The organism is Streptomyces sp. NPDC048057, assembly GCF_040653095.1.
Lineage (GTDB): Bacteria > Actinomycetota > Actinomycetes > Streptomycetales > Streptomycetaceae > Streptomyces.
Window position 1 is genome coordinate 35,101 of record NZ_JBEZNF010000041.1, and the last position, 22,968, is coordinate 58,068.

Here is a 22,968-nt window from a genome sequence, read left to right on the forward strand (position 1 = left end):
CCGCCTCGCCGCCCCCTGAGCACCGCGGTCACCGTCGAGGTGCCCGCGTCGGGGCCGCCACCACGGCGCCCGGCCCGGGGCCGGCGGGCCGGTGGCTCGGCGCCGAGCGTGGTGAGCAGGACGGGCGCGGGTGCCCGCGCTCCCGCTCACCACGCACTCGCCGTCGAGTCCACCGGGTCGGGTATCCCGGCCGGTCCCCGCTGGCCCTTCGCCTCCTCGGCTCGGCCCGTACCGCCCGAGGAACTGCCCGAGCCGCGGGGGCGCGCCACGGGTGCGCCGCCGCGGGACGCCGGCCGGGGCGGCAACGGCACGTGCGACGTCACGGGCCCGTCCGCCCGTTCCTGATCGCCCCGGCCGCCGATGGCCTGACGGCCGCCGCGCGACACGGCTCCACGACCGTCCCGCCCCGGGCCGCACTCGCCCGAGGACGGCTCGGACGTCCGTGCCGCTGCACCCTGCCCCGGCACGGATCGACCGGCGGTCCGGCCGCTCGACGCCGCGGGCGGTCCGGCCCGCGCCCGAACGTCACCCGGCGGCCTGCGCAGGTCCCGGCCGGCGAGATCCCTGGCCGAGAGCCTGTGCAGCATGGAGCGCACCCGGTCGGCGGACTCGTCGGCCGCGTCCATCGCCCGGATGCAGTGCCAATACAGACCGTCCTCGTCGGTGGCGCAGGCCACCGAGATCAGGGCGACCCCGACGTCCACCAGGAGCGCCCCGAGGGCGAGCAGGGTCTCGCGGGGATCTTCGACCCCGGTGAGACCGGCTGCTCTGGTCCGTCCGCGCAGGACGCCGGAGTGCTCCGCGCTTCCCGCGCCGGGACCGTCGATCTCTCCGAGCCCCAGTGCGTCACGGCTCAGCTCGGGCGGCCCGGATGCCGCGAGCTGTCCGCCGATCGCCTGCGCGAGCAATTGAGCCTGCCACGCTTCGATCACCACTTCAGAAACCACCCTGGTGCGTGCCAGGGCCAGTCGACTCATGTCGATGAGTCGCTCCGCGTCCATGTACGCCGCCCCCGATCGTACGACTGTCTGCCCAACAGGTTCATTACCCAGCGTGAAGGGCTTTGAGTCAAAACGCCAGAGGAAAAGGGAAATCTGTGGACAGGAAGCCGACTGTGGACAACTTCATGACTCCGGAGAGTGACAAATCCATGATCGTCCGACTTCTCCGACGGGCCGAGCGCTCCAGGTTGGCGGGCCGTCAGCTCAGGGAGCCGGAAAACGGGTCTCGTTGCGGTCGATCTTGGCGGAGAGCGCCGCCAGCGCGTCGACCCCCAGCACCTCGCAGAGTTGGAGCAGATACGCGAGCACGTCCGCGACCTCGTCCCGCACCCGGTGCGCCGTCCCCTCGTCCTCCATCACCCGCGCCGACTCCTCCGGCGTCAACCACTGGAAGATCTCGACCAGTTCGCCCGCCTCGACGCTCAGCGCCGCGGCCAGGTTCTTCGGGGTGTGGTACGGCCCCCAGTCCCGCGCCCGCGCGAACTCCGCCAGCCGCCGCTGGAGGTCGGCGACGGACAGGCCCTCCCCCCGATCCGCCGACGCCGTCCGCCCTGCGTGCCGCACCTCGCCCGCCCCCGCCGCTTCCCCTACGCCCTGCGCCTCATCCGTCGCTTGCACGTCACTCGACTCACTGGCTCCACTGCCTTCTTTCGTCACGGCACCAGGTCTACCACCGTCACGCCCTCGACCCCGCGGGCGAAGGACGCGTCGGAAACCGCCCCCACCAGCCGGACGTGCCCGCGGGCCGCCATCTCCACCGCCAGCGCGACCAGTTCGCGCGCCTGTCCGGGATCAAGGCAGCGGTCGAAGCCGTCCGCGAGCACGGTCATCGACTGATAGGCCGACGGGACCTCCGCGGCCTGGTCCATCGCCAACACCCCCGGCCCGGTCAACAGCACCAGCGCCAGCGCCAGGTACCGCAGCTCCCCCTCGCCGAGCCGCTCCACCGGTGTCGCCGTGCGCCCCTCCCCCCGGTGCAGGAGCGCCCGCAGCAGCCCGTCGGCCGTCTCCTCGACACCCAGTTCCGCCACCTCTCCCGCGCACCCGCGCCGCGCGGCGGCCGTCAGACGGGCGTGCCGCCTCGCGCACTCGGTCCGCGTGCGGTGCAGGACCTCGGCGAGGTTGTCGCAGCCGCGGCGCAGCCGACCGTCGCCCGGCGCCACCGGTCGCCGCATCCCGCACGGCTGCGGATCGCACGCGAAGACCGAGCGCAGCGCCACCACCACCTGCTCCGCCGCCGCGAGCACCAGCAACTGACCCGCCGTCTTCCCCGCCACCCGCAACGGCAGCAGGGCCGTCCCGAGCCGGTCGTCGGGGAGCGGGGCGCGGGTCACCGGCACCGAGCCCGCCGTGAGCCAGGCCGCCTGCACCGACGACCGCCCGGGGTCGCGCAGGGCGGTGGTGAGCAGGGTCCGCCCGCCGCACGTCAGGCGTTCGCCGACGATCCGGAGGGTCGGTTCGGCCTGGACGGCGAGGTCGAGGCGGACGAGGCCGGCGGGGCCGTCGACCGTACAGCCGATGCGGAAACCACGGCGGCCCTCGGTGTCCGCGCCGGCCCATTCGGGGACGCAGGCCGCGGGGTCGGGGAAGGCGTCTTCCAGTCCGTCACCGGTCGCCAGGGCCGCCAGGGCTTCGTACGCCTGTAAGACGCTCGACTTGCCCGCTCCGCTGACGCCGGTGAACAAGGTCAGCGAGGTCAGGGGGAACGTCGCGCCGCGGTGCGAGCGGAAGGCGGACAACCGCAGCTCGGTGACGGTGGGGCGGGGGGTGTGCGCGGGGGTGAACGGGGCGTGCTGGTCCATGGGCCGGACGGTACGCAGCGGACGATTCGCCGAACCGTTCCGCCTCCGGGACCTTCCTACGAACGGGCGACCCGACCAACGGGCGGCCCGCTTGCCGAAGGGGTGCACCCTCCCTGCGGCCCCGTCCCGGTTCGGTCGCGAACCAGCCGTGGATCAGCGGCGGATCGAGGCGGTGGAGAAGGTGCCCGTCGCCTCCGCGATGCCGTCGACCTCGGTACCGGACGGGGCCAACAGGAAGACGTTCCGGTCCACCCGGTGCATGCCGCTGCCCAGGCCGAAGACGACTCCGCTGCTGAAGTCGAGGATCCGCTTGGCCACGTCGGGGTCGGCGCTCGTGAGGTCCAACAACACCGGGATCTGCGCGATCAGATACTCGGCCACCTCTCGGGCGTCGGCGAAGACCTGTACCCGCAGCACGATGAAACGGCGCTGCTCGACCTCGTACTCCTGCGGAACGGTGCGGTGGTCGACCCGCGACGGCCATTCGTCCCGCCCCCGCAAGGGGACGACCTGCGCCAAACCCTCCCACTGCTCGTCAGTGACGTCGTACCTCTCGTACCTGCTCATGGGGTCCATCCTCCCGCCCCTCACCCGTTCGGCCCAACAGCGACACGAGTGGGTGGCGCACCTTTCGTCCTGCACGTGCGCGGGGTCAACACTCGACTCCCTGCACCGTATCGGGCACCACTGACAACGCCCGTACGCCCGCCCTTCGCCGCCGCACGCGCGCGTGACTCCCGTCACGGGCGCACCGGGGCGCACGCCCCCGTACGCCCCGCGCGCCGCCGTCCCGCACGCCTCAGCAGCGGAGGAACACCTCCGCGAACCCGTCCTCCGGGTGGATGCCCTCCACGGGCCGGCCGAAGGGCGAGTGCAGCGGGCGGTAGCCGGTGCTGGTGTAGATGTCGAGGGCGAGCCTGCCGGCGCGCGCGGCCGAGTTGGTGTCCCCGCACGCCCCCTGGGAGAGCGCGATGACGGCCTGCGCCTGGCCTTCCAGAAGCCTGAGCTGGGACTCCTTCGCGAGGGTGAGCGCGGAGGCCGCGTACCCCAGTGCCTCCAGCGGACGGCGCAGTCGGGCCGCGCAGACGCCGAGCCCGAGAAGGGCCATCGTGCGGCCCTTCAGATAGCCGATGCCCTCGGCGGTCCGGTGGGCGATGCGGAAGTGCTCGAAGGCGCGCTCGTACTGGCCGAGTTGGTACCGGGCGTGCCCCATCGCGATCATGGCGTCCATGCGCAGCCGCGGCCGTCCGGAGCGCCTGCTGAGCCGACAGGCGGTGAGCGCCGCCCGCAGCGCGCCCTGTCCGTCGCCCGCCTCCGCGCCGATCATGGCGAGGACGCTGAGCACCTCCGCCTCGCCGGGGAGGTTGCCGATGGCCTGGAAGCCGCGCTGTGAGGTCACGGCCAACTCCTGGGCGGTGACCAGGAGCCCGAGGTCCAGCGAGATGGTCGCCAGGCTGCAACTGATCCGCGAGACGCTGTCGGGCGCGCCGATCTTGTGGGAGAGCGCGAGGGCGCGTCGGCACAGCCGCTCCGCCTCCCGCAGCCGTCCCATGCCGTGCAGCACCTCTCCCAGGCCGAGCAGGGGCTGGGAGGGGCTGCGGCGCAGCTTGCGGTCGATGGCGATGGACTGGCCGTAGTACTCCGCCGCCTGGCTGAGCAGCCCGAGGTCGCCGGAGACCCCGGCGAGGTTCGACAGGGCGACCGACTCGCCCACGCCCCAGCCGGCGCACCGGGCCAGCTCGATGGCGAGTTCGAAGTGGTGCTTGCTGCGCTCCAGGTCGCCCATGGTGAAGCGGGCGAGGCCCAGGCTCTGTTGGGCCGCGGCCTGGCCGCGGAAGTCCCCGCCCTCGCGCGCGGTGGCCAGGGCGAGGGAAGCCACGGTGATCCAGGCGTTGGTGTGTCGACGAAGCCAGAAGTAGCCGCGCAGGATGTCCGCGAGGATCCACACGCTGGCGTCGGGCGGCGCGGCGGCGCCATCGTCCGTCGGGCTCGTGCCGGCCGCTGCTTCGGCCTCGATCAGCCGCACCAGCTCGGCGTGTTCGGCGTCGAACCAGTCGGCCGCCCGCTGGGGGTCGTCGAAGGTCGCGGGCCGGGCCTCCGGGCCCAAGGGGGTCACCTCCAGGCGCAGCATCTGCGGGTAGAGGCAGCGGGCCGCCGAGTCCGCGGAGGCCACGTACCACCGCAGCAGCCGGCGGCGGGCCTCCCGCTGGGCGGCCACCGGGTCCTCCGCGTCGACCAGCAGCCGGGCGTACCACCAGATGAGGTCGTGCAGTCGCAGCCGGTCGCGTCCGACGAGTTCGACGAGGTGTTCCGCGAAGAGGCGGTCGAGGATGGCCACGGTGGCGGCGACGGACCGTCCGAGGAGCGCTGCGACGGCGGGCACCGTGGTGGCCGGCCCGGGCAGGATGCCCAGCGTCCTGAAGGCGTCCCGGGCCTCCGCGTCGAGTCGGCGGTACGACAGTTCGAAGGCCCTGCGCACGGCGGAGTCGGGGTCGCCGGCGACCGCCAGGGTCTCCAGGGGGTTGCCGGACCGCAGCTCCCGCACGTGCTGCGCGATCAGCCCTTCCGGGTGCAGCGCGAGGTTGGCGGCGGCGATGCGCAGGGCGAGCGGGCTCCGTCCGCACATGGCGACGAGTTCGGCGAGCGCGTCGGGCTCGGCGGCGGACCGGCGCCGGCCCACGACGCTGCGGACGAGTTCCTTGGCGTCGTCCGCGGCCAGCGGGCGCAGCGGCAGCATGGACGCGCCATGGGTGACGATCAGGGAGCCCAGGCGGTTGCGGCTGGTGACCAGGGCGAGGCAGCCGGTGTCGTACGGGAGCAGTTGCCGCACCTGGGCGGCCGACTCGGCGTTGTCGAGGAGGATGAGGACGCGTCGGTCGCACAGGGTGCGCTGGTACAGCTCCGCCATCTCGGCGAGGTCGCACGGGATGTCCTGGTACGGGGTGCCGAGGGCGCGCAGCAGTCCGGAGAGCGCTTCCTTGGGGCCCATGGGGCTCTCGTCGCTGTGGCCGCGCAGGTCGAGGAAGAGCTGGCCGTCGGGGAAGGCGTCGCGGGAGCCGCGGCACCACTGGAGCGCGAGCGCGGTCTTGCCGCTGCCGGCGGGGCCGACGATCATCAGCACGCCCGAGCCGCCGCTGGCGTCCTCGACGAGCCGGCCGAGCTGGGCCAGTTCCTTGGCGCGGCCGATGAAGGCGCCCGTCCGGGAGTGGCTCTGGACGGATTCGGCCTCGGGGCGCACGGGCTCGTCGGCGACCTGGTCGTGGGCGCGGGCGTGGTCCTGGGGCCGGGCGTGGTCGTGCGCCGGGGGGTGCACGGGAATGAGGGGGCGTGCAGGGATCTGCGGATGCGCGGGGCGCGCGGGGTCCTGGGGGCGTGTGCCGGAGCCGTGACCGCGTCCCTGCCCGTACGCCTCGCCGGGCGCGGACCGACGGCCCTGGTCGAGCGGATGGCCCTGGTGGTGGCCGGGGCCGTGGCCGTGGCCCTCGTCGTGGCGGAGCCCCTGGGGCCGGTTGCGGTCGTGGGGCTGGTGCCGCTCGTACGCCGTGCCGTCGGCGTCGCCGGGCTCCGCAACGCCCCAACTGGCCGGGGCGCCCTCGTCGCTCGGACCGCGCGGGCCGCTCGCTGCGGGGGCGAGGGGCGGACTGGCGGGGTCTTGCCATCCGTCGGACCTGCCGCGTCCGCCGCCCGGCAGGCGGTGCGGTTCGCCCGCGCCGTGCTGGTCGCCTCGGCCCCGCGGCTCGGGCACGCCGGAGACGAACCACCCCACCCGGCCGCTCGGATCGATGCGTCCGCGTTCGGTGCGCGGAATGACCTCGTCGTCCATCAGCATGGGGTCGGCGTGCAGGATCATGCGCTGTACGTGCTGGAGGTCGGCGCCGGGGTCGAGCCCCAGGTCCTCGGCGAGCCGGCTCCTGGTCTCGTTGTAGACCTCCAGCGCCTCGCCGCGGTGGTCGGCGCGGTAGAGGGCGATCATCCGCAGCATGGCGAGGCGTTCGTGGTGCGGGTGTTCGGCGGTGGCCCGCGCCAGCTCCTCCAGGACGAGTTCGCGCCGGCCCAGCAGCAGTCGGGCCTCGGCGCGCTGGGTGACCGCGGAGATGTACGACTCCTCGAAGCCGGCACCCAGTCGGCGGACCAGCCCGTCCGGCGCGGTGCCGGCGAGCACCGGGCCGCCCCAGTCGGCGAGGGCGCGGTCGAGCAGACGGAGCCGTTCGACGAGGTTCTCGGCCCGCTCCGCGCGTTGCAGCGAATAGCGGAAGCGGTGCAGGTCGACGGCGCTGGGATCGCCCTCGATCAGATAGCCGTCACCGGACTTGACCAGGGCGAAGCCGTACTGCTCCGCGTCCTCGGCGGTGAACCGGCCGCGCAGCCGCGAGACGTGGACCTGGAGGCTGCCGCGGACGCTCGACGGTTTGGGCCCCTCGTCCCAGAGCAGATTGATCAGTCGGTTCGCCGGCACCACGCGTCCGAACTCCAGCAACAGCAGCCCGAGCAGCAGCCGTTCGCGCCGCCGCCCGATCCTGAGCGAGGCGCCTTGGGCGAGCCACTCCAAGCCGCCCAGGATCCGGAACCGCATTCCCCCATCGGTCATGTCGTGAATCCTCCGCAATCAGTCCGCTCCGTGGCAAGCGATTGGCAACCACTTGGCCAGGCTCTGGCCGGAGGGCTCTGGAAGATTCGTCCCAGCTCGGGCTAGAACACGGGGAACTCGGGCGGCAGGCAAGACGAAAGGGCTCACCAGCATGTCTTCCGATATGTTCATCGAGACCGACAGGACCGACCAGTCACGATCCGAGACCAGAATCCACTCCCACCCGAAATCCGCCGCGAACGGCAACCCCCTCGCGGACCAGGACACCATCCACCCGTCGGAGCTGTTGCTGAGCGCGATCGGCCGCAACCCCGACAATCCTCGCGAGGCGCTGCGGGACCTCCAGCCGCTGACGACGAGCATCCGCGAGATCGGGCTCGTCAACGCCATCACGGTCGCGTCCGTCGAGGCGTACATACGCGAGCGGCCCTCCCGCGCCACCGAGCTCGACCCGAACGCCCGCTACATCGTGGTCGACGGTCACCGTCGGCTGGAAGCGGCGCGCGCGGCCGGCCTGACCACCGTCCGCGTCAGCGTCGACGACGCCCTCGTGTCCACCGACCGCTCCCTGCTCGAAGCGGCCTTCGTGGCCAATGTCCACCGCGACGACATGAACCCGCTGGAGCAGGCGTACGCGCTGAAGAAGCTGGTGGAGTTCTACGGATCCCAGAACAAGGCGGCCAAGCGCCTGGGGATCGCCCAGTCCACGATCTCCTCCAAGCTGTCCGTCCTGGAACTCGGCCCGGAGCTCCAGGCCGACCTCCTCGCGGGTCGGCGCAAGGTGGTGCACGTGCGCAACCTCTCCCGACTCAGCCCGCAGCAGCAGAAGCAGCGGGCCGACGCCCGCGCTGCGGCGTCCGAGTCGCGCGGCGCGGAGGGGCGGGGGGCGGGCGCCCGGGGCGTGGACCTGCGTCAACCGCACCGACTGCCGCACCAGGCCGGGGTGACGAGCATTCCGCGGCAGCGCGGAGTGGTGACGATGCCGTGGGCGGACGGCGTCGCGTGTGCGGAGATCGCGATCTCCCGGATGCGTCCGGCCGAACGGGCCCGGATGCTGCGGCGGCTGTGGCAGGAGGCGGAGAAGGAGGCCCGGGCGGCAAGGATGGCGTCCCCGCGACGCGCGTGAACGAGCCCTGCACGCGCCGTCGAGCGACCTGAGCGTCGCGAGCGGCCCGCCGTGAGCTGCGGTCGGGCCGGTCGACTCCTCCGCGCTGCGACCACAGCGCGGAGGGAGCACTACGCACGCCTCCGGGCGTCAGATGCACCGCCGAGCGCCGCGTACGCCCCTGACCAGTTCGTACGCGTCCCAGCGCTCCGTACGCCCCCGATCGACCGGTCGCGACCGATCCGCGACCGGCTTTCGTTCGTTCCCGTTCTCCCCTCTCATGCCTGGCCTCCCTGCTCGCCCCCGACCTTCTTGTTCATCCCGAGCCTCTTGTTCGTTCCTGGCCTTCGTGTTCGTTCGCGCCCTCTTGTTCGTCCCCGCCCCTTGTCCAGGGCGCGCAGGGGCGACTCCGAGCGCTGGCCCGAAGGCGGCGCCAGGTCCCCTCCTCGGACGGCCACCTATGATCTGACGCGGACAGCCGGACCGCCGGACACCCCGCGCACCCCGGTCGACCGTCTTCGGTCATCAGCTCAGCCATCAGCCAGAGGAGGGTCCGTGCCTGGTCAGCGACCCATCGCCGAGACCGAGCGAATGATCCGGGCCAAACTGGGCGAAGCGCCCGTCCACCACGACCAGATGGCCATGGTGGGCAACATCCACCGCGCCGCCGCCGCGGTGCGCCAGCACGTCGAGAACTCCGTGCTGCGCGGCTCCGATCTGACCTGGACCGGTTTCGTCGTGCTGTGGGTCGTCTGGATCTGGGGCCGGATGGAGACCCGTCTGGTCGCCGCGGAAGCCGGCATCTCCAAGGGCACGCTGACGGGGGTGGCCCGCACCTTGGCGTCGCGGGGACTCGTGCGCCGCAGCGAGCACCCCTCCGACGGCCGGCGCGTGCTGCTCTCCCTCACCGACGAGGGCGAGGAACTGATGCAGAGCCTCTTCCCGCAGTTCAACGAGGAGGAGGTCTTCGTCGCCGCCCAGCTCAGCGACGAGGAGAGCCGACGGACGGCAGACGCGCTGCGGCGCGTGGTGGTGCAGATCGAGGCGCACGGCGAGGAGCGCCGGCGGCAACTCCTCGACGGCGAGCCGCCGGTGCCGCGCCGCAGCGGGCGGCGGCGCGCCAAGGACGCCCCGCGCACCTGATCCGTTCGCCGGCGGTCCGGCGGGCGCGCCGACCGCGCGGGTCCGGCCCGGTCCATTGCTCTTGCCGACAGTTCGTTTGGCGCCATACGATCCGCTCGACGGCGCGTGCGCTTCCCAGCTGACCACCCCGCGCACACCCGCCGCCGACCACCCCCTCGTGCGCTTTTGCGTCCCTCCGTCGGCGACGGTCGGGGCGAACACCCCCCTTGGATCAGCCGTGACCCTGCCGAGACCGTTGATCGCGATCCCCGCCCGTTTCTCCGCGTCCGCCTCCGCGCTGCGGTACGCCGCCGAAGTCAGCGCCCGTGCGCTCGTCGAGGCGGTGTGGCGGGCCGGCGGCGAGCCCGTCACCATCCACCCGTACGCCCCGGGCGGCTTCGCCTACGCAGCCGACGTGGCCGCCCGCCTCACCCGCTTCGACGGCGTCCTACTGCCCGGCGGCGGCGACATCGCACCGGATCGCTACGGCGAGGGGGGCGCGCCGCACGAGCGGCTGTACGACGTGCACGCCGAGCAGGACGGCTTCGACCTCGAATCGGCCCGCCAGGCGCTGCGCACGGGGCTGCCGACGCTCGCCGTCTGCCGGGGCCTCCAGGTCGTCAACACCGTGCTCGGGGGCACCCTGCGCCAGGACGTGGACGGACCCGCGCACGAGCACCGGCACACGGTCCACCCGGTGGCCCTGCGGCCCGGTTCACGGATCGCCCGGATCGTCGGCGGCGAGAAGGCGGAGGTCTCCTGCTACCACCACCAACGGGTCGCCCGGCTGGGCGACGGCCTGCGGATCACCGCACGGGCGGCCGACGGCACCCCGGAGGCCCTGGAACTGCTCGGCGCGAAGGGCTGGTTGACGGCGGTCCAGTGGCACCCCGAGGACACCGCCCAGGACGACCCCGCACAGCAACGCATCTTCGACGCGTTCGTCCAAGCGGCGGCGGGCGACGCCCCGCGCTGACGACCGGCGGGCGTACCGGTGGGGAGAGCGGCCTGGGGTGCTCGCGCGGCGCTGCGCCGGGCGGAGCCGATCGAGGCGTCGGAGCGGCTGGAGCCGTACCAGCCGCCCGAGCTCGACATCGTGTCGCGCTCCCCCGGGCGGATCCGGCCGCGCTGTCGACGATCGACGAGGCTTCAGAACAGATGCTGCGCCAGGGCATGCCGCCGGACGCAGTAGCGCACAACAACGAGCAGGGGCCCCGTTGATCGGGGACCCTGCTCGTCATCAGGGCCGGTACGGCCCTCAGTCCTGCTTCTTGCGACGCGTACCGAAGACGATCTCGTCCCAGCTCGGCACCGCGGCCCTGCGCCCCGGACGGACGCCGTCCGCCTCGGCCTGACGGTCCGTCGTACCGACCAGACGGTCCCGGTGGCCGGCCACGGAACGGGGCATCAGCACATCGGCGTACGCGGACCCGGCGCCCGCCGACGCCGCGGGCGCGACTGGCTCCTCCGCCGCCTCGGGCTCCTGGGCCGGCTCGGACGGCGACTCGGCCGGATTCACCCGTTCCGGTACGACCAGGTCGCCGCGGAAGCTCGGCACGGCCTCCAGGAGGCTCGTCAGGGAGTCCCGCTCCCCGCCGCCGTCCTCGCTCGACGAAGGGCCGTGCGTACCGCTCCCGGTCGTGCGGTCGCGGTCCGACGGGCGGTCCCCGGTCCGGTCCAGCGGCCGGTCCCTGGGCAGACGGGCGATCCGCGGCACGAACGGCAGACTCGGCTCGTGCGCCGCGATCGTGTCGTCCGTCTCGCCGATCAGCGCGCGCGCCTCGTCGTCGACGGCCTGCACCAGCCTGCGCGGCGGGTCGTACGTCCACGTCGCGGAGTGCGTCTCACCGGCGACCCGGTAGACCAACAGGACTTCCCAGGTGCCGTCGTCGCGGCGCCAGGAGTCCCACAGGACGGTGTCCTTGTCCGCGCCGCGGAGCACCAATCGCTCCTGCACGGCCTCACCGAGCTGCGGACCGGAGTTCTCGCCCGGACGGCGCACGGGGGTCTTGCGGGCGCGCTCCGCCATGAAGGCGCGCTCCGCCAGCACCGGACCTTCGAAGCGGCGCACCCTCTCGACCGGAATGCCGGCCAGTTGGGCCACCTCTTCCGCCGAGGCACCGGCACGTATCCGCGCCTGGATGTCACGGGGGCGGAGGTGGCTCTCCACCTCGATCTCGATCTGACCGAGCCGCGCACGGTCGTTGCGTACGGCTGCGCGCAGCCGCTCGTCGATCGGAAGGGTGTACTCCGTGTTGTCCGCAGCCTTGAGCACCAGTCGTGTGCCGTCGTTGGAGACGGCCACGACACGCAGTTCGGGCATGGGGACCTCCCGGGTGGTGCCTGCCGACGTCACCTGTGCGTCGCTGCTTCCGCTAGTCGAGTGTGGCCTGCCCGGGTGCAGCCTGCCACAACCTTGTCGAGTTGCCCGGCGTGTCGGGCACGTGCCCGTGATCGCCGTTATGGCACGGTTACCTGTTGGCCACTCAGCGTGACTGAACGTCACTCTGCGTGCAGATTTCCGTGCGGTATCACGGCGCCGCCGGTTCGAGCGCCGCTTTCGGCCCCCTTTCCCGAGGTCCGGACACCCGTGAGGGAGCTCGGGCCCAGGGCTCGCCACAGTACTCCATTCGGGCCATGGGAGTGGACTGCCGCGCCATCGAAGTTCGCGACGCTCACCACAGTTCGACGACGAGGCGCGGAAGACGCGTGTTCTGGTTCACAGAACCTTCCCAAAGGGAACTAATCACTTCGCTCATCTGTCCCTCTTGCGTACAGGTTTGGAAGAAAGGCAAGTAGGGACTGAAGATGCATCAGAGGCCGGATACCGGTGCACACCGGTACGACCGGGAGGAAAACCAGCAGGACACTCGGGACGTACGGGACCTGAGAGACCCATCGAGGGCCCCGTTGGACGACCCCGGCGACCTGGACGCGACGCGTGAGGAACACACCGGGCGACGGCTGGATCTGAGCGTCCCCCAGGTGGCCGGCAGCGCCCTCGCGGCCGTCGCGGCGGCCGTGCTCGCCTCCAGGCTCGGCGTTTACGGCACGATCATCGGCGCCGGCGTGGTCAGCGTCGTCGCCACCTGCGGCGGCTCGGTCTTCCAGCACCTCTTCAGCCGTACGGGTGACCAGATACGCGGCGCCACCACCCGGCCGAGTCGTCTCCGCCGCCCCGGCCCAGCGACCCAGCCCGCCGTTTCCGCGGTGCCCGACGGCCCGTACGCACCGGTCGAGCCGCTGGACGCGACGGCCGTGTGGCCCCAGGCCGCGCACGGCGTACACGGAACCGACGGTCCCCACAGTCCCGACGGAACGGCCGTACGGGACGGGAACGGCGACGGCGATTTCAGCGCGCCCACCACCCACGGCACCCGCGTCCGGGGCTGGAAGCGCCCCCTGGTCGCCGCGGCCGTGGTCTTCGGCGTCGCGATGACCGGGATCACCGGGTTCGAAATGCTCTCCGGCTCCGGCCTCGACGGCGGCAACGGCACCACGGTCGGCTCCGTCGTCCGGGGCGGCCAGGGCGGCGGCTCCACGCCGAAGGAGGCGCCGTCCACCCCGCCGACCGACGAACGCGACCAGCAGCGGACGGACGAACAGGAGCAGCAGGAGCAGGAACACGCGCCCGACCCCGACCGGTCCCAGCAGGACGATCCCGCAGAGCCGACCCCGGATCCCAAGGAGTCGTCCAAGCCCTCGACGGCCCCCGACCCGGCCGATCCCGCCGATCCTTCGCAGCCCGCGTCACCGCCGGCACAGCCCTCCCCGCCCGCGGACGGCAAGCCCGGCACGGAGGACGGCACGAACAGCTCCGGCACCGGCAGCGCGGCCGGATCGGGCGCCAAGACGGACCCGGGCACGCCCTAGGCGCCGAGGACCCGCCGCAGGTAGTCGTTGCCGAACAAGCGTTGGGGGTCCAGTCGGTCGCGCAGGGCCAGGAACTCGTCGAACCGGGGATACGCCCCGGCGAAGTACTCCGCGTCGCGGGTGTGCAGCTTGCCCCAGTGCGGCCGACCGCCGTGTGCGGTCATGATCCGCTCCACCGCGGTGAAGTACGCCCGGTGGGGCGCGCCCCGGTAGACGTGCACGGCGATGTACGCGCTGTCGCGGCCGGAGGCGGTGGAGAGCGCGATGTCGTCGGCCGGCGCCGTCCGCACCTCCACCGGGAAGCTGATCTTCAGCGGGGAGCGTTCGACCATCGCCTTCACCTCGCGCAGCGCCGCCACGCACGCCTCGCGCGGCACGGCGTACTCCATCTCCAGGAAGCGGACCCGGCGCGGAGTCGTGAAGACCTTGTGGGGGATGTCGGTGTAGGTGCGCGCGGACAGGGCGCGGCTGGTGATCTTGGCGACCGTCGGAATCGTGGCGGGCACGGCCCGGCCCAGCGAATTGACGACCTGGAACAGCCGGTTGGAGAGCAGTTCGTCGTCGATCCAGCCACTGACGGCACCGGCCGGGGCGAGCGGGCCCGGGGTGCGGTTGTTGCGCTTGGTGTTGCAGTTACCCGTGTGGGGGAACCAGTAGAACTCGAAGTGCTCGTTCTCCGCGTACAGCTCGTCGAAGTCGTGCGTGACCCGGGCGAAGGACATCGGTTCCTCGCGCGCGGTCAGCAGGAAGAGGGGCTCCACGGCGAAGGTGATCGCGGTGATCACGCCGAGGGCGCCGAGGCCGATCCGGGCGGCGGCGAAGACGTCCGGGTGTCGCTGGGCGTCGCAGGTGATCAGCGAACCGTCGGCGGTGACCATCTCCAGCGCGGTGATCTGGGCGGCGGCGGAGCCGGAGTCCCGGCCGGTGCCGTGGGTGCCGGTGCTGACGGCACCCGCGACGGTCTGTTCCGTGATGTCGCCCATGTTCGTGAGCGACAGGCCCTCGCGCGCGAGGGCCGCGTTCAAGCGCTTGAGGGGCGTGCCGGACTCGACGGTCACGGTCATCGCCGTCCGGTCGATCCGACGGATCCCGGTGAGCAGGTCGGGCCGGATCAGCAGGCCGTCGGTGGCCGCGACCGCGGTGAAGGAGTGCCCCGAACCGACCGTCTTGACCTTGAGGCCGTCCTCGGCGGCCCGCCGCACCGCTTCCGCCACTTCGGACGCGGACGCCGGAGCGGCCTCCCTCGTCGGGCGGGCGCTGACGTTCCCCGCCCAGTTACGCCATGTTCGCGTCGCGCTCGCCGTGCTGATCGTGCCCGTCAACCCGCTGCACCTCCCGCGTCGGTGCCGGCTGCCGCAGCCGGCGGTATCCCAGGAACGCCACCACGGCGGCCATCGCTCCGGCAACCCCCGCGACGCCGTAGGCCCGCTCGGCGCCCCAGGCGTCGACCGCACCGCCCGCCGCGGCGGAGCCGAGCGCCACGCCGACCGCGAGGCCGGTGCTGACCCAGGTCATGCCCTCGGTGAGCTTGGTGCTCGGGACGTGCGCTTCGACCAGCGCCATCGTGGTGACCATCGTGGGGGCGATGGCCAGGCCGGCGACGAAGAGGGCCGCGGACAGCAGCCACAGGTTCCCCACCAGTTGGAGCGGGATCATACTCACGGCCATCGCACACACGCCCACCAGCCACCGGTGCTCGGGCGCACTCTTGAGGTGGAGCAGCCCGAAGACCAGGCCGGCGACGCACGAGCCGAGCGCGTACACCGCGAGAACCAGGCTCGCCGCCGCCTTGTGGCCCTGCTCCTCGGCGAAGGCGACGCTGACGACGTCCACCGAGCCGAAGATCGCGCCCGTCGCGACGAAGGTGACCACCAGCACCTGGAGGCCGGGGGACGACAGCGCCGAGCCCGGGGTGTGGTGCTCGCGCGCCGCGGGCACGGGCTCGGTGGCGTGCTGGCTGGTCAGCCAGAAGACGCCGACGAGCAGGAAGGCTCCGGCGAGCACGGGGCCCGCGGCCGGGAACCACGCGGTGGACAGTCCGATCGCGACGATGGGGCCGAAGATGAAGCACGTCTCGTCGACGATCGACTCCCAGGCGTACGCCGTGTGCAGATCGCGCGGGGAGCCCCGGTAGATCGCGGCCCAGCGGGCGCGCACCATCGATCCGACGCTGGGGACGCAGCCGGCACCCGCGGCGAAGACGAAGAGGGTCCAGTCCGGCGCGCCCGCCAGGGCGCAGACGATCAGGCCCGTCGCTGCGGCCACCGCCACCAGGGTCGCCGGTCGGAGCACCTTCGTCTGGCCGTGCCGGTCCACCAGGCGCGAGATCTGGGGGCCGACGACGGCCGCCGCCATCGCCAGCGTCGCGGAGAGCGCCCCGGCGAGGCCGTAGCGGCCGGTGAGTTGGGAGATCATCGTCACGATGCCGATGCCCATCATCGACAACGGCATGCGGCCGACGAGGCCGGCGGCTGAGAACGCCTTGCTGCCGGGGGCGGCGAATATGGCGCGGTAGGGACTGGGCAACAAGGGCTCCGGTAAGGCGTATGGATGGCGTTGACAGATTACGACCCGGATCCGAGCAGCGCACTGGGGTATCCCCCACAGTCACAGCAGTCCCGCGCTCCCGCCTCCACCTCGGGTCTCCCGGTCCCGTTGACCAGTCACGGCGGGTAGCTGCGACGGGTCGGTGCGGCGTTGTCAGTGCCGGGTGGCAGGATCGGTGTCATGTCCGACGAGCGTGACCCCGCCCCCTACGACGCCCTGCTGCTGCTCTCCTTCGGCGGCCCCGAGGGCCCGGACGACGTCGTCCCGTTCCTGGAGAACGTGACGCGCGGCCGGGGTATCCCCAAGGAGCGCCTCAAAGAGGTCGGCCAGCACTATTTCCTGTTCGGCGGGGTCAGTCCGATCAACGACCAGAACCGCGCCCTGTTGGACGCCCTGCGCAAGGACTTCGTCGACCACGCCCTGGACCTCCCGGTGTACTGGGGCAATCGGAACTGGTCGCCGTACCTCCTCGACACCCTGCGCGAGATGGTCCAGGACGGCCACCGACGGATCCTGACCCTTGCCACCAGCGCCTACGCGTCGTACTCGGGCTGCCGGCAGTACCGGGAGAACCTGGCGGACGCGCTCGCCGCGCTGGCCGCCGAGGGCCTTGAGCCGCCCCGCGTGGACAAGCTGCGGCACTTCTTCAACCACCCCGGGTTCGTCCGTCCCATGATCGACGGCGTCCTGGCGTCCCTGGCCGACCTGCCCGAGGACGTACGGGCGGGGGCGCACCTCGCGTTCACGACGCACTCCATCCCCACCGCGTCCGCCGACGCCTCCGGCCCGGTGGCGGACCACGGAGACGGCGGGACGTACGTGCGCCAGCACCTGGACGTGGCCCGGCTGATCGCGGACGCGGTGCGCGAGGAGACCGGGGTGGAGCGCCCCTGGGAGCTGGTCTACCAGTCCCGCAGCGGTGCGCCGCACGTCCCCTGGCTGGAGCCCGACATCTGCGACCACCTGGAGGAGCTGCACGGCTCCGGTGCCCCGGCGGTGGTGATGGTGCCCATCGGCTTCGTGTCGGACCACATGGAAGTGCTGTACGACCTGGACACCGAGGCGACGGCGAAGGCGGCGGAGCTGGGACTCCCGGTGCGCCGCTCGGCCACCGTGGGAGCGGATCCGCGATTCGCCGCGGCCGTGCGCGAGCTGGTGCTGGAGCGGGCGGCGACCGAGCGCGGGCTGACCGTGCCGCGGTGCGCCCTGGGCTCCCTCGGGCCGTCGCACGACGTGTGCCCCGTGGGGTGCTGCCCCGCGCGCAGCCCGAAGCCCGCGGCGGCCGGCGTGGACAGTCCGTACGCATGACGTCGTCCCGTGTCCGCAACCGTTCCCGTACGTGAGGAAGCGCCGTGACCGCCACGAGTGACCCGCTGCCGTCCGATCTGCTCGCCCTCGCCCTGGAGGCGGCCGGGCGCGCCGGCAGGCTGCTGCGCGACGGCCGCCCGGACGACCTCGGCGTCGCCGCGACCAAGTCCAGCCCGATCGACGTGGTGACCGAGATGGACCTCGCGGCGGAGAAGCTGATCAGGGACTTCCTCGTGGAGCGCCGGCCCGAGGACGGCTTCCTCGGCGAGGAGGGCGCCGCCAGCACGGGCACCAGCGGGGTCCGCTGGATCGTCGATCCCCTCGACGGCACGGTGAACTACCTCTACGGGCTGCCGACGTGGGCGGTCTCCATCGCGGCCGAGCGCGACGGCGCGACCGTCGCCGGGGTCGTCGAGGTCCCCATGCGCCGGGAGACCAGCCGGGCGGTCGCGGGCGGCGGCGCCTTCCTGAACGACCGGCCGGTACGGTGCCGCCCCGCGCCCCCGCTGGAGCAGGCCCTCGTGTCCACGGGGTTCAACTACGTGGCGGATGTGCGCAGTCATCAGGCGGACGTCGCACAGCGGCTGATCCCGCGGGTGCGGGACATCCGCCGCGGCGGCTCCGCGGCCGTGGACCTGTGCGACGTGGCGGCCGGCCGTCTCGACGGTTACTACGAGCGCGGGCTGCACCCCTGGGACCTGGCGGCGGGCGATCTGATCGCCCGCGAAGCGGGCGCGCTCACGGGCGGCCGGCCCGGTGGCGCACCCACCCGCGATCTGGCGGTGGCGGCCAGCCCCGGGGTCTTCGGGCCCCTCCAGGAGCTGCTGGAGGAGTTCGGGGCCTGGCACGACTGATCGGCTCCTGACGGCGCCCCCAGGGGCGGGTCGCCGGCGTCAGGGCAGGCGGAATCCTTGGTCAAGTGTGCGGTCAGAGCGTGGTCGGTACGTCGTTCCAGGTGAGTGAAGCGAACGAGTCAGGTGCTGGGAGACGGGCAGGGTCCGGCGTCACGGGACGGCGCCGGACCTCTCCCGACGGGCCGATCCGTCGACCGGCCGAAGGCAGGGGTCAGGCCGCGTTGAGTTCGACGCCGTGCTCGGCGGCGAGACGACGGAGGTCGTCCAGCTCCGCCTCCTCCACGTCGGCGAGGAAGTGGTCACCCGACTCGCGGGCCTGCGTGAGGTCGCTCTCCGTGGCCTTTATGCGCTGCAACAGTCCAGTGGTGAATGCGTCCATGTGCGCCCCTCGTCGTCGTTCGGTGGCACGGGGGTGTGCCTCGGGTCCCGCTGTCGCAACGGCTGCCGCACCAGGGGACGGAATGATCACCCCTGCCTTCCGATCGGGCAGGCCGGCGGCGCAGACGGGTGCACCGCTTACAGGGCGTGATCTCGGATGTCTTTTCGTCCTCCCCCGGCGCTTGCTCAGAGAAACCTCAACTCCGCCATAAATCCCGTTGATTCCCGTACCATCCACCGGACCTCCACGTCCGCCGGGCACCGCCCTCCCCCGCCTTACAGCCGGTTTACGCGCGTAACGGGCAGGATGGATGCGCACAGCCAGTGTGTGGACATGCCCTGATCACGGATGACAGGGCCGTGAGGAAGGATCGCGACGTGCGCGTACTCGTCGTCGAGGACGAGCAGCTGCTCGCCGATGCGGTGGCCACCGGACTGCGCCGGGAGGCCATGGCCGTCGACGTGGTGTACGACGGCGCGGCTGCCCTGGAGCGCGTCGGCGTGAACGACTACGACGTGGTGGTGCTCGACCGCGATCTGCCGCTGGTGCATGGCGACGACGTGTGCCGCAGGATCGTGGAGCTGGGCGTGCCGACGCGGGTGCTGATGCTGACCGCGTCCGGGGACGTCTCGGACCGCGTGGAGGGCCTGGAGCTGGGCGCGGACGACTATCTGCCCAAGCCGTTCGCCTTCACCGAGCTGACGGCCCGCGTGCGGGCGCTCGGGCGGCGCACGACCGTGCCGCTGCCGCCGGTGCTGGAGCGCGCCGGCATCAAGCTGGACCCGAACCGCCGGGAGGTGTTCCGGGACGGCCGGGAGATCCAGCTCGCCCCGAAGGAGTTCGCGGTGCTGGAGGTGCTGATGCGCAGCGAGGGCGCGGTGGTCTCGGCCGAGCAGCTCCTGGAGAAGGCGTGGGACGAGAACACCGACCCGTTCACGAACGTGGTGCGGGTGACCGTGATGACCCTGCGCCGCAAGCTCGGCGAGCCGCCGGTGATCGTCACCGTGCCCGGCTCGGGCTACCGGATCTGATCCGGTGGGCACCGTCCCCGCACCGCCCAAGGTGCCGCCGAAGCCCTCCTGGGACCCGCGCACCCCGGTGCGTCCCCTGCTGCGCCCCACGATCCGGATACGGCTCACGCTGCTGTACGGCGGGATGTTCCTGATCGCGGGCATCCTGCTGCTGTCGATCATCTACCTGCTCGCGGCCCAGGCCCTGCACAACGGCAACGGCCTGCCGTTCCAGTTCGTGTCCGGCCAGGTCAAGGCGACCACCGGTTGGTGCGAGCTGCCGAACCAGGGCACGGGCTCGGAGTTCACCGACGCGGTCGCGCAGTGTTTCGCGCACCAGCGCGAGGTGGCCCTGAACGACCTGCTGCGCCGTTCCCTCTTCGCCCTGCTGGGCCTGAGCATCATCGCCTTCGCCTTCGGCTACGCGATGGCGGGCCGGGTGCTGTCCCCGCTGGGCCGGATCACCCGCACCGCCCGCCAGGTCGCCAGCTCCGACCTCTCCCGGCGCATCCAGCTGGACGGCCCGGAGGACGAGCTCAAGGAGCTGGCGGACACCTTCGACGAGATGCTGGCCCGGCTGGAGCGGGCCTTCAGCGCCCAGCAGCGGTTCGTCGCCAACGCGTCGCACGAGCTGCGCACGCCGCTGGCGATCAACCGCACACTGCTGGAGGTCCACCTCTCCGACCCGGGCGCCCCGGTGGAGCTCCAGCAGCTCGGCAAGACGCTGCTGTCCACGAACGAGCGCAGTGAGCAGCTCGTCGAGGGGCTGCTGCTGCTCGCCCGCAGCGACAACCAGATCGTGGAGCGCAAACCGGTCGACCTGGCCGAGGTCGCGGCGCGTGCGGTGGACCAGACGCGTGCGGAGGCCGACGAGCGGGGCGTGGAGATCCGCGGGGAGCGTGCGCCGGCGGTCGTCCAGGGCAACGGGGTCCTCTTGGAGCGCATCGCGCTCAATCTGGTGCAGAACGCGGTCCGGTACAACGTCCCCGAGGACGGCTGGGTGGAGGTGACCACGGAGACCCAGCCCGGCCACGCCGTCCTGGTCGTGGAGAACACGGGCCCGGTGGTCCCGGCGTACGAGATCGACAACATCTTCGAGCCGTTCCGGCGGCTGCGGCAGGAGCGCACGGGCAGCGACAAGGGCGTCGGTCTGGGCCTCTCCATCGTCCGCTCGGTGGCGCGGGCCCACGGCGGCAGCATCGTCGCCGAGCCCCGGGAGGGCGGCGGTCTCGTGATGCGCGTCACGTTGCCGCTGTGAAGTGCCGCGACGCCGAGGAGGACCAGGTGGGAAGCGATCGCGCGCGGGATCCGGACAAGATCCGGACAGATGTTCGCGGGCAGTCTGCTTTGTTCGCTTTAGGCAGAATTTTTCCGGCGTATACTCCACCCCGCCCTGTGTGATCGATCACAGGGACGATTTTTGGACCATCCACTCTGCGTGATCATGCAGCCGTCGAAAAGCCGGGAAAAGTCCGGGTTTCCGGGGGTCGAGATCACGGGAAGTACCCGGGGTGGCGCCCGTGAGCTGCGCTGATCGCATCGTGTACGGTCCCCATCGCCATCCAACCCGATCACTCTTGGGGGATCCGGTTGGGTGTCGATTGAGTAACAGACCTTGATGTGAGGCAAAATCTCCGCCTCAGGTCGGGCACAAGTCCGGCCTCTCACGCGTTACGTGCGCTGGAGACACCGCAATCACACCCAGAGGGGGAGAGCGACATGGCAACGGATTACGACACCCCACGCAAGACCGATGACGACGTCGATTCGGACAGCCTTGAGGAACTGAAGGCCCGCCGGAACGACAAGTCCAGCTCGACCGTCGACGTCGACGAGTTCGAGGCCGCAGAGGGCATGGAGCTGCCCGGAGCCGACCTCTCCAATGAGGAGCTGGCCGTCCGGGTGCTGCCCAAGCAGGCGGACGAGTTCACCTGCATGAGCTGCTTCCTCGTGCACCACCGCAGCCAGCTGGCCCGCGAGAAGAACGGCCAGCCGATCTGCCGCGACTGCGAGTAGGGTCCGGTCGGTCGTGGCAGGCGAGACACCGTCCAGGAAGCGACGTTTTCGGTGGCAGAAGCCGTCGGAGACGTATCAGGAGGCGTATCGGGGCGGCCCGGAGCCGTCGGAGGCCGACGTGCCTCCGCAGGAGCCCACGGCCGCCCTCCTGCCCCGTGGTGCGGGAGACCTTGAGCGGGGCCCCTCGGCCTCGCTCGAAGCCCTCCCCGTCGAACAGGCGGACGTCCCGGCTCAGCCCCGGGCCCGACGCCTGGCAGGCGTGCGCCAAGGTGTCCGCAAGAGCGGCGAGAGCGCCAAGGCGGCCATCGGCTACCTCGCCGACCGGATCATCGAGAACGCACCGCGCATCCCGGTGCGGGATCTGGCGGCCCTTCGCAGACAGTTCCCCGGTCTGAGCCCCGAGCAGCTTGCCGACAAGCTGGTCGCGGGCGCTGCCAACGGCACCGCCACGGTGGGTGCGGGCATCGGGGCCGCCGCGATGCTGCCCGCACCGCCCGCCATGCCGGCCGAGCTGGCGGCGGAGATCTCGGGCGTGGCGGCGATAGAGCTGAAGCTCATCGCCGAGCTGTACGAGGTCTACGGCCTCCGGCCGCCGGGCACGCTCAAGGAGCGCAGCACCATCTATCTGGCCACCTGGTCGGAAGAGCGCAGCATTGACGTGACCAAGCCGTCGACGTACAAGAACGTGGCGCTGAGCGGCGGGCTCAAGCGCGAGCTGCGCCAGCAGATCATGAAGCGGATGATCCGGAACCTTCCGAATCTCCTGCCGTTCATGGTCGGCGCCGCCGTGGGCGCCGTCATCAACCGCCGCGACACCCGACAGCTCGCCAACCGCATCCGCAAGGACCTCCGGGCCCGCCAGGTGCCGTGGGACGCGCTGGAGGACCTGCCTCCGCTGGAGGCGCCGCGGCACCCCCTGGAAGCACCCCGGCCCCGCGAGCTGGAAGGCTGAGCAGGGGTTCGCCCCGACGCCGGGAGCGCTCGCGGGAGCGCTCTCCCGGCGGCTTCCCGGCCCACTGAGCCGGACCTCGTCCACGCCATCGGCGCCCTCGGGTGCCACCGGCGTTCCCGCAATCTCCCGCGGACGCGTCTGCGCGATCGGCCCGACGGCCCGCTGACCCCCTCGACGGCCCGGATCACCTCTCCCCCGGTCCGCTCCGATGAGGGGGTCGGTCGTCATCCGGGCCGGGAAGCCCTCCACGGTCCGTTCCAGAGCCCGTCAGGGCCCGTGAGGGCGGCTCCCGGCCCCCGAGGGGGCGGCCCGGCCTCCTAGATGAATGAGTCCGAATGCTGTCAGTGGTCGTAAGCGATTAGAGAGCGTTTGATCTTGGCGTTGGTGGTCCAGTTGTGCCAGATGGCTGTG

The 22,968-nt window shown here is 72.1% G+C and carries 19 protein-coding genes; 10 read left to right on the forward strand and 9 right to left on the reverse strand.

The genetic code is table 11. The annotated features are described in order from the left end of the window. Positions 1 to 146 precede the first annotated feature (146 nt). The 5 genes from AB0E05_RS33195 to AB0E05_RS33215 form a co-directional block, all read right to left on the reverse strand. On the reverse strand, positions 147 to 1,001 hold the full coding sequence (locus AB0E05_RS33195; protein ID WP_361970712.1) for a DUF6099 family protein: 855 nt from the start codon (positions 999 to 1,001) through the stop codon (positions 147 to 149). 204 nt (positions 1,002 to 1,205) lie between these two features. Continuing rightward, on the reverse strand, positions 1,206 to 1,565 hold the full coding sequence (locus tag AB0E05_RS33200; protein ID WP_361970744.1) for a nucleotide pyrophosphohydrolase: 360 nt from the start codon (positions 1,563 to 1,565) through the stop codon (positions 1,206 to 1,208). A gap of 89 nt (positions 1,566 to 1,654) precedes the next feature. Further along, positions 1,655 to 2,803, reverse strand: a complete 1,149-nt coding sequence (locus AB0E05_RS33205; protein ID WP_361970714.1) for an ATP-binding protein — start codon at positions 2,801 to 2,803, stop codon at positions 1,655 to 1,657. Positions 2,804 to 2,956: 153 nt separating this feature from the next. Then, complete coding sequence (locus tag AB0E05_RS33210) at positions 2,957 to 3,370, reverse strand: cell division protein SepF (RefSeq protein ID WP_361970716.1); 414 nt, start codon at positions 3,368 to 3,370, stop codon at positions 2,957 to 2,959. A gap of 232 nt (positions 3,371 to 3,602) precedes the next feature. After that, the gene (locus tag AB0E05_RS33215; protein WP_361970718.1) at positions 3,603 to 7,391 is read right to left on the reverse strand and encodes a BTAD domain-containing putative transcriptional regulator; all 3,789 of its coding nucleotides are present in this window, start codon (positions 7,389 to 7,391) and stop codon (positions 3,603 to 3,605) included. Between the two features lie 151 nt (positions 7,392 to 7,542). On the opposite strand from AB0E05_RS33215, the gene AB0E05_RS33220 reads away from it, so the two are divergent. The 3 genes from AB0E05_RS33220 to AB0E05_RS33230 all read left to right on the forward strand — a co-directional run bounded on the left by AB0E05_RS33220 (position 7,543) and on the right by AB0E05_RS33230 (position 10,594). Further along, positions 7,543 to 8,517 (forward strand): ParB/RepB/Spo0J family partition protein, encoded by a 975-nt coding sequence (locus AB0E05_RS33220; protein WP_361970720.1) that lies wholly within the window; start codon positions 7,543 to 7,545, stop codon positions 8,515 to 8,517. A 534-nt stretch (positions 8,518 to 9,051) separates the two neighbouring features. Further along, complete coding sequence (locus AB0E05_RS33225; protein WP_361970722.1) at positions 9,052 to 9,639, forward strand: MarR family transcriptional regulator; 588 nt, start codon at positions 9,052 to 9,054, stop codon at positions 9,637 to 9,639. Between the two features lie 223 nt (positions 9,640 to 9,862). Further along, on the forward strand, positions 9,863 to 10,594 hold the full coding sequence (locus AB0E05_RS33230; RefSeq protein ID WP_361970746.1) for a gamma-glutamyl-gamma-aminobutyrate hydrolase family protein: 732 nt from the start codon (positions 9,863 to 9,865) through the stop codon (positions 10,592 to 10,594). Between the two features lie 282 nt (positions 10,595 to 10,876). On the opposite strand, the gene sepH is transcribed toward AB0E05_RS33230, so the two are convergent. Further along, entirely contained in the window at positions 10,877 to 11,974 is a 1,098-nt protein-coding gene (gene sepH / locus AB0E05_RS33235; RefSeq protein ID WP_361970724.1) for a septation protein SepH, read from the reverse strand. Between the two features lie 554 nt (positions 11,975 to 12,528). Between sepH and AB0E05_RS33240 the strand changes: the two genes are divergently transcribed. Next, positions 12,529 to 13,491 carry a hypothetical protein gene (locus tag AB0E05_RS33240; protein ID WP_361970726.1) on the forward strand — a complete coding sequence of 321 codons (963 nt, stop codon included), beginning with the start codon at positions 12,529 to 12,531 and terminating at the stop codon, positions 13,489 to 13,491. Here AB0E05_RS33240 and AB0E05_RS33245 read toward each other — a convergent pair. Together AB0E05_RS33245 and AB0E05_RS33250 are read right to left on the reverse strand one after the other, a co-directional pair. Continuing rightward, the gene (locus tag AB0E05_RS33245) at positions 13,488 to 14,813 is read right to left on the reverse strand and encodes a D-arabinono-1,4-lactone oxidase (RefSeq protein ID WP_361970727.1); all 1,326 of its coding nucleotides are present in this window, start codon (positions 14,811 to 14,813) and stop codon (positions 13,488 to 13,490) included. The two genes, AB0E05_RS33240 and AB0E05_RS33245, sit on opposite strands and share 4 nt — an antisense overlap. Continuing rightward, the gene (locus tag AB0E05_RS33250; protein ID WP_361970729.1) at positions 14,767 to 16,017 is read right to left on the reverse strand and encodes an MFS transporter; all 1,251 of its coding nucleotides are present in this window, start codon (positions 16,015 to 16,017) and stop codon (positions 14,767 to 14,769) included. Before AB0E05_RS33250 ends, AB0E05_RS33245 begins: the two co-directional genes overlap by 47 nt. A gap of 201 nt (positions 16,018 to 16,218) precedes the next feature. On the opposite strand from AB0E05_RS33250, the gene AB0E05_RS33255 reads away from it, so the two are divergent. Continuing rightward, positions 16,219 to 17,346, forward strand: a complete 1,128-nt coding sequence (locus AB0E05_RS33255; RefSeq protein ID WP_361970731.1) for a ferrochelatase — start codon at positions 16,219 to 16,221, stop codon at positions 17,344 to 17,346. Positions 17,347 to 17,390: 44 nt separating this feature from the next. After that, positions 17,391 to 18,200, forward strand: coding sequence for an inositol monophosphatase family protein (locus AB0E05_RS33260; protein ID WP_361970733.1), 810 nt, complete (start codon positions 17,391 to 17,393; stop codon positions 18,198 to 18,200). A gap of 211 nt (positions 18,201 to 18,411) precedes the next feature. Here AB0E05_RS33260 and AB0E05_RS33265 read toward each other — a convergent pair whose 3' ends face one another. Continuing rightward, the gene (locus AB0E05_RS33265) at positions 18,412 to 18,579 is read right to left on the reverse strand and encodes a hypothetical protein (RefSeq protein WP_361970735.1); all 168 of its coding nucleotides are present in this window, start codon (positions 18,577 to 18,579) and stop codon (positions 18,412 to 18,414) included. Between the two features lie 377 nt (positions 18,580 to 18,956). Between AB0E05_RS33265 and AB0E05_RS33270 the strand changes: the two genes are divergently transcribed. The 4 genes from AB0E05_RS33270 (at position 18,957) to AB0E05_RS33285 (ending at position 22,557) form a co-directional block, all read left to right on the forward strand. Further along, positions 18,957 to 19,610 carry a response regulator transcription factor gene (locus AB0E05_RS33270; RefSeq protein WP_361970737.1) on the forward strand — a complete coding sequence of 218 codons (654 nt, stop codon included), beginning with the start codon at positions 18,957 to 18,959 and terminating at the stop codon, positions 19,608 to 19,610. A gap of 4 nt (positions 19,611 to 19,614) precedes the next feature. Beyond that, on the forward strand, positions 19,615 to 20,847 hold the full coding sequence (locus AB0E05_RS33275; RefSeq protein WP_361970738.1) for a HAMP domain-containing sensor histidine kinase: 1,233 nt from the start codon (positions 19,615 to 19,617) through the stop codon (positions 20,845 to 20,847). A 461-nt stretch (positions 20,848 to 21,308) separates the two neighbouring features. Then, positions 21,309 to 21,605: a DUF4193 domain-containing protein gene (locus tag AB0E05_RS33280; protein ID WP_361544292.1), complete on the forward strand. Its 297-nt coding sequence runs from the start codon at positions 21,309 to 21,311 to the stop codon at positions 21,603 to 21,605. Between the two features lie 13 nt (positions 21,606 to 21,618). After that, a complete protein-coding gene (locus tag AB0E05_RS33285; RefSeq protein WP_361970740.1) occupies positions 21,619 to 22,557 on the forward strand; it encodes a hypothetical protein in 939 nt (312 codons plus the stop codon). Positions 22,558 to 22,968 lie beyond the last annotated feature (411 nt).

Bases quoted from the DNA above. Each gene is read 5' to 3' on its own strand.
- AB0E05_RS33210 (WP_361970716.1), bottom strand. From the start codon at position 3,370: ATGAGCAGGTACGAGAGGTACGACGTCACTGACGAGCAGTGGGAGGGT.
- AB0E05_RS33220 (WP_361970720.1), top strand. From the start codon at position 7,543: ATGTCTTCCGATATGTTCATCGAGACCGACAGGACCGACCAGTCACGA.
- AB0E05_RS33280 (WP_361544292.1), top strand. From the start codon at position 21,309: ATGGCAACGGATTACGACACCCCACGCAAGACCGATGACGACGTCGAT.
- AB0E05_RS33205 (WP_361970714.1), bottom strand. From the start codon at position 2,803: ATGGACCAGCACGCCCCGTTCACCCCCGCGCACACCCCCCGCCCCACC.
- AB0E05_RS33215 (WP_361970718.1), bottom strand. From the start codon at position 7,391: ATGACCGATGGGGGAATGCGGTTCCGGATCCTGGGCGGCTTGGAGTGG.
- AB0E05_RS33195 (WP_361970712.1), bottom strand. From the start codon at position 1,001: ATGGACGCGGAGCGACTCATCGACATGAGTCGACTGGCCCTGGCACGC.
- AB0E05_RS33255 (WP_361970731.1), top strand. From the start codon at position 16,219: ATGTCCGACGAGCGTGACCCCGCCCCCTACGACGCCCTGCTGCTGCTC.
- AB0E05_RS33265 (WP_361970735.1), bottom strand. From the start codon at position 18,579: ATGGACGCATTCACCACTGGACTGTTGCAGCGCATAAAGGCCACGGAG.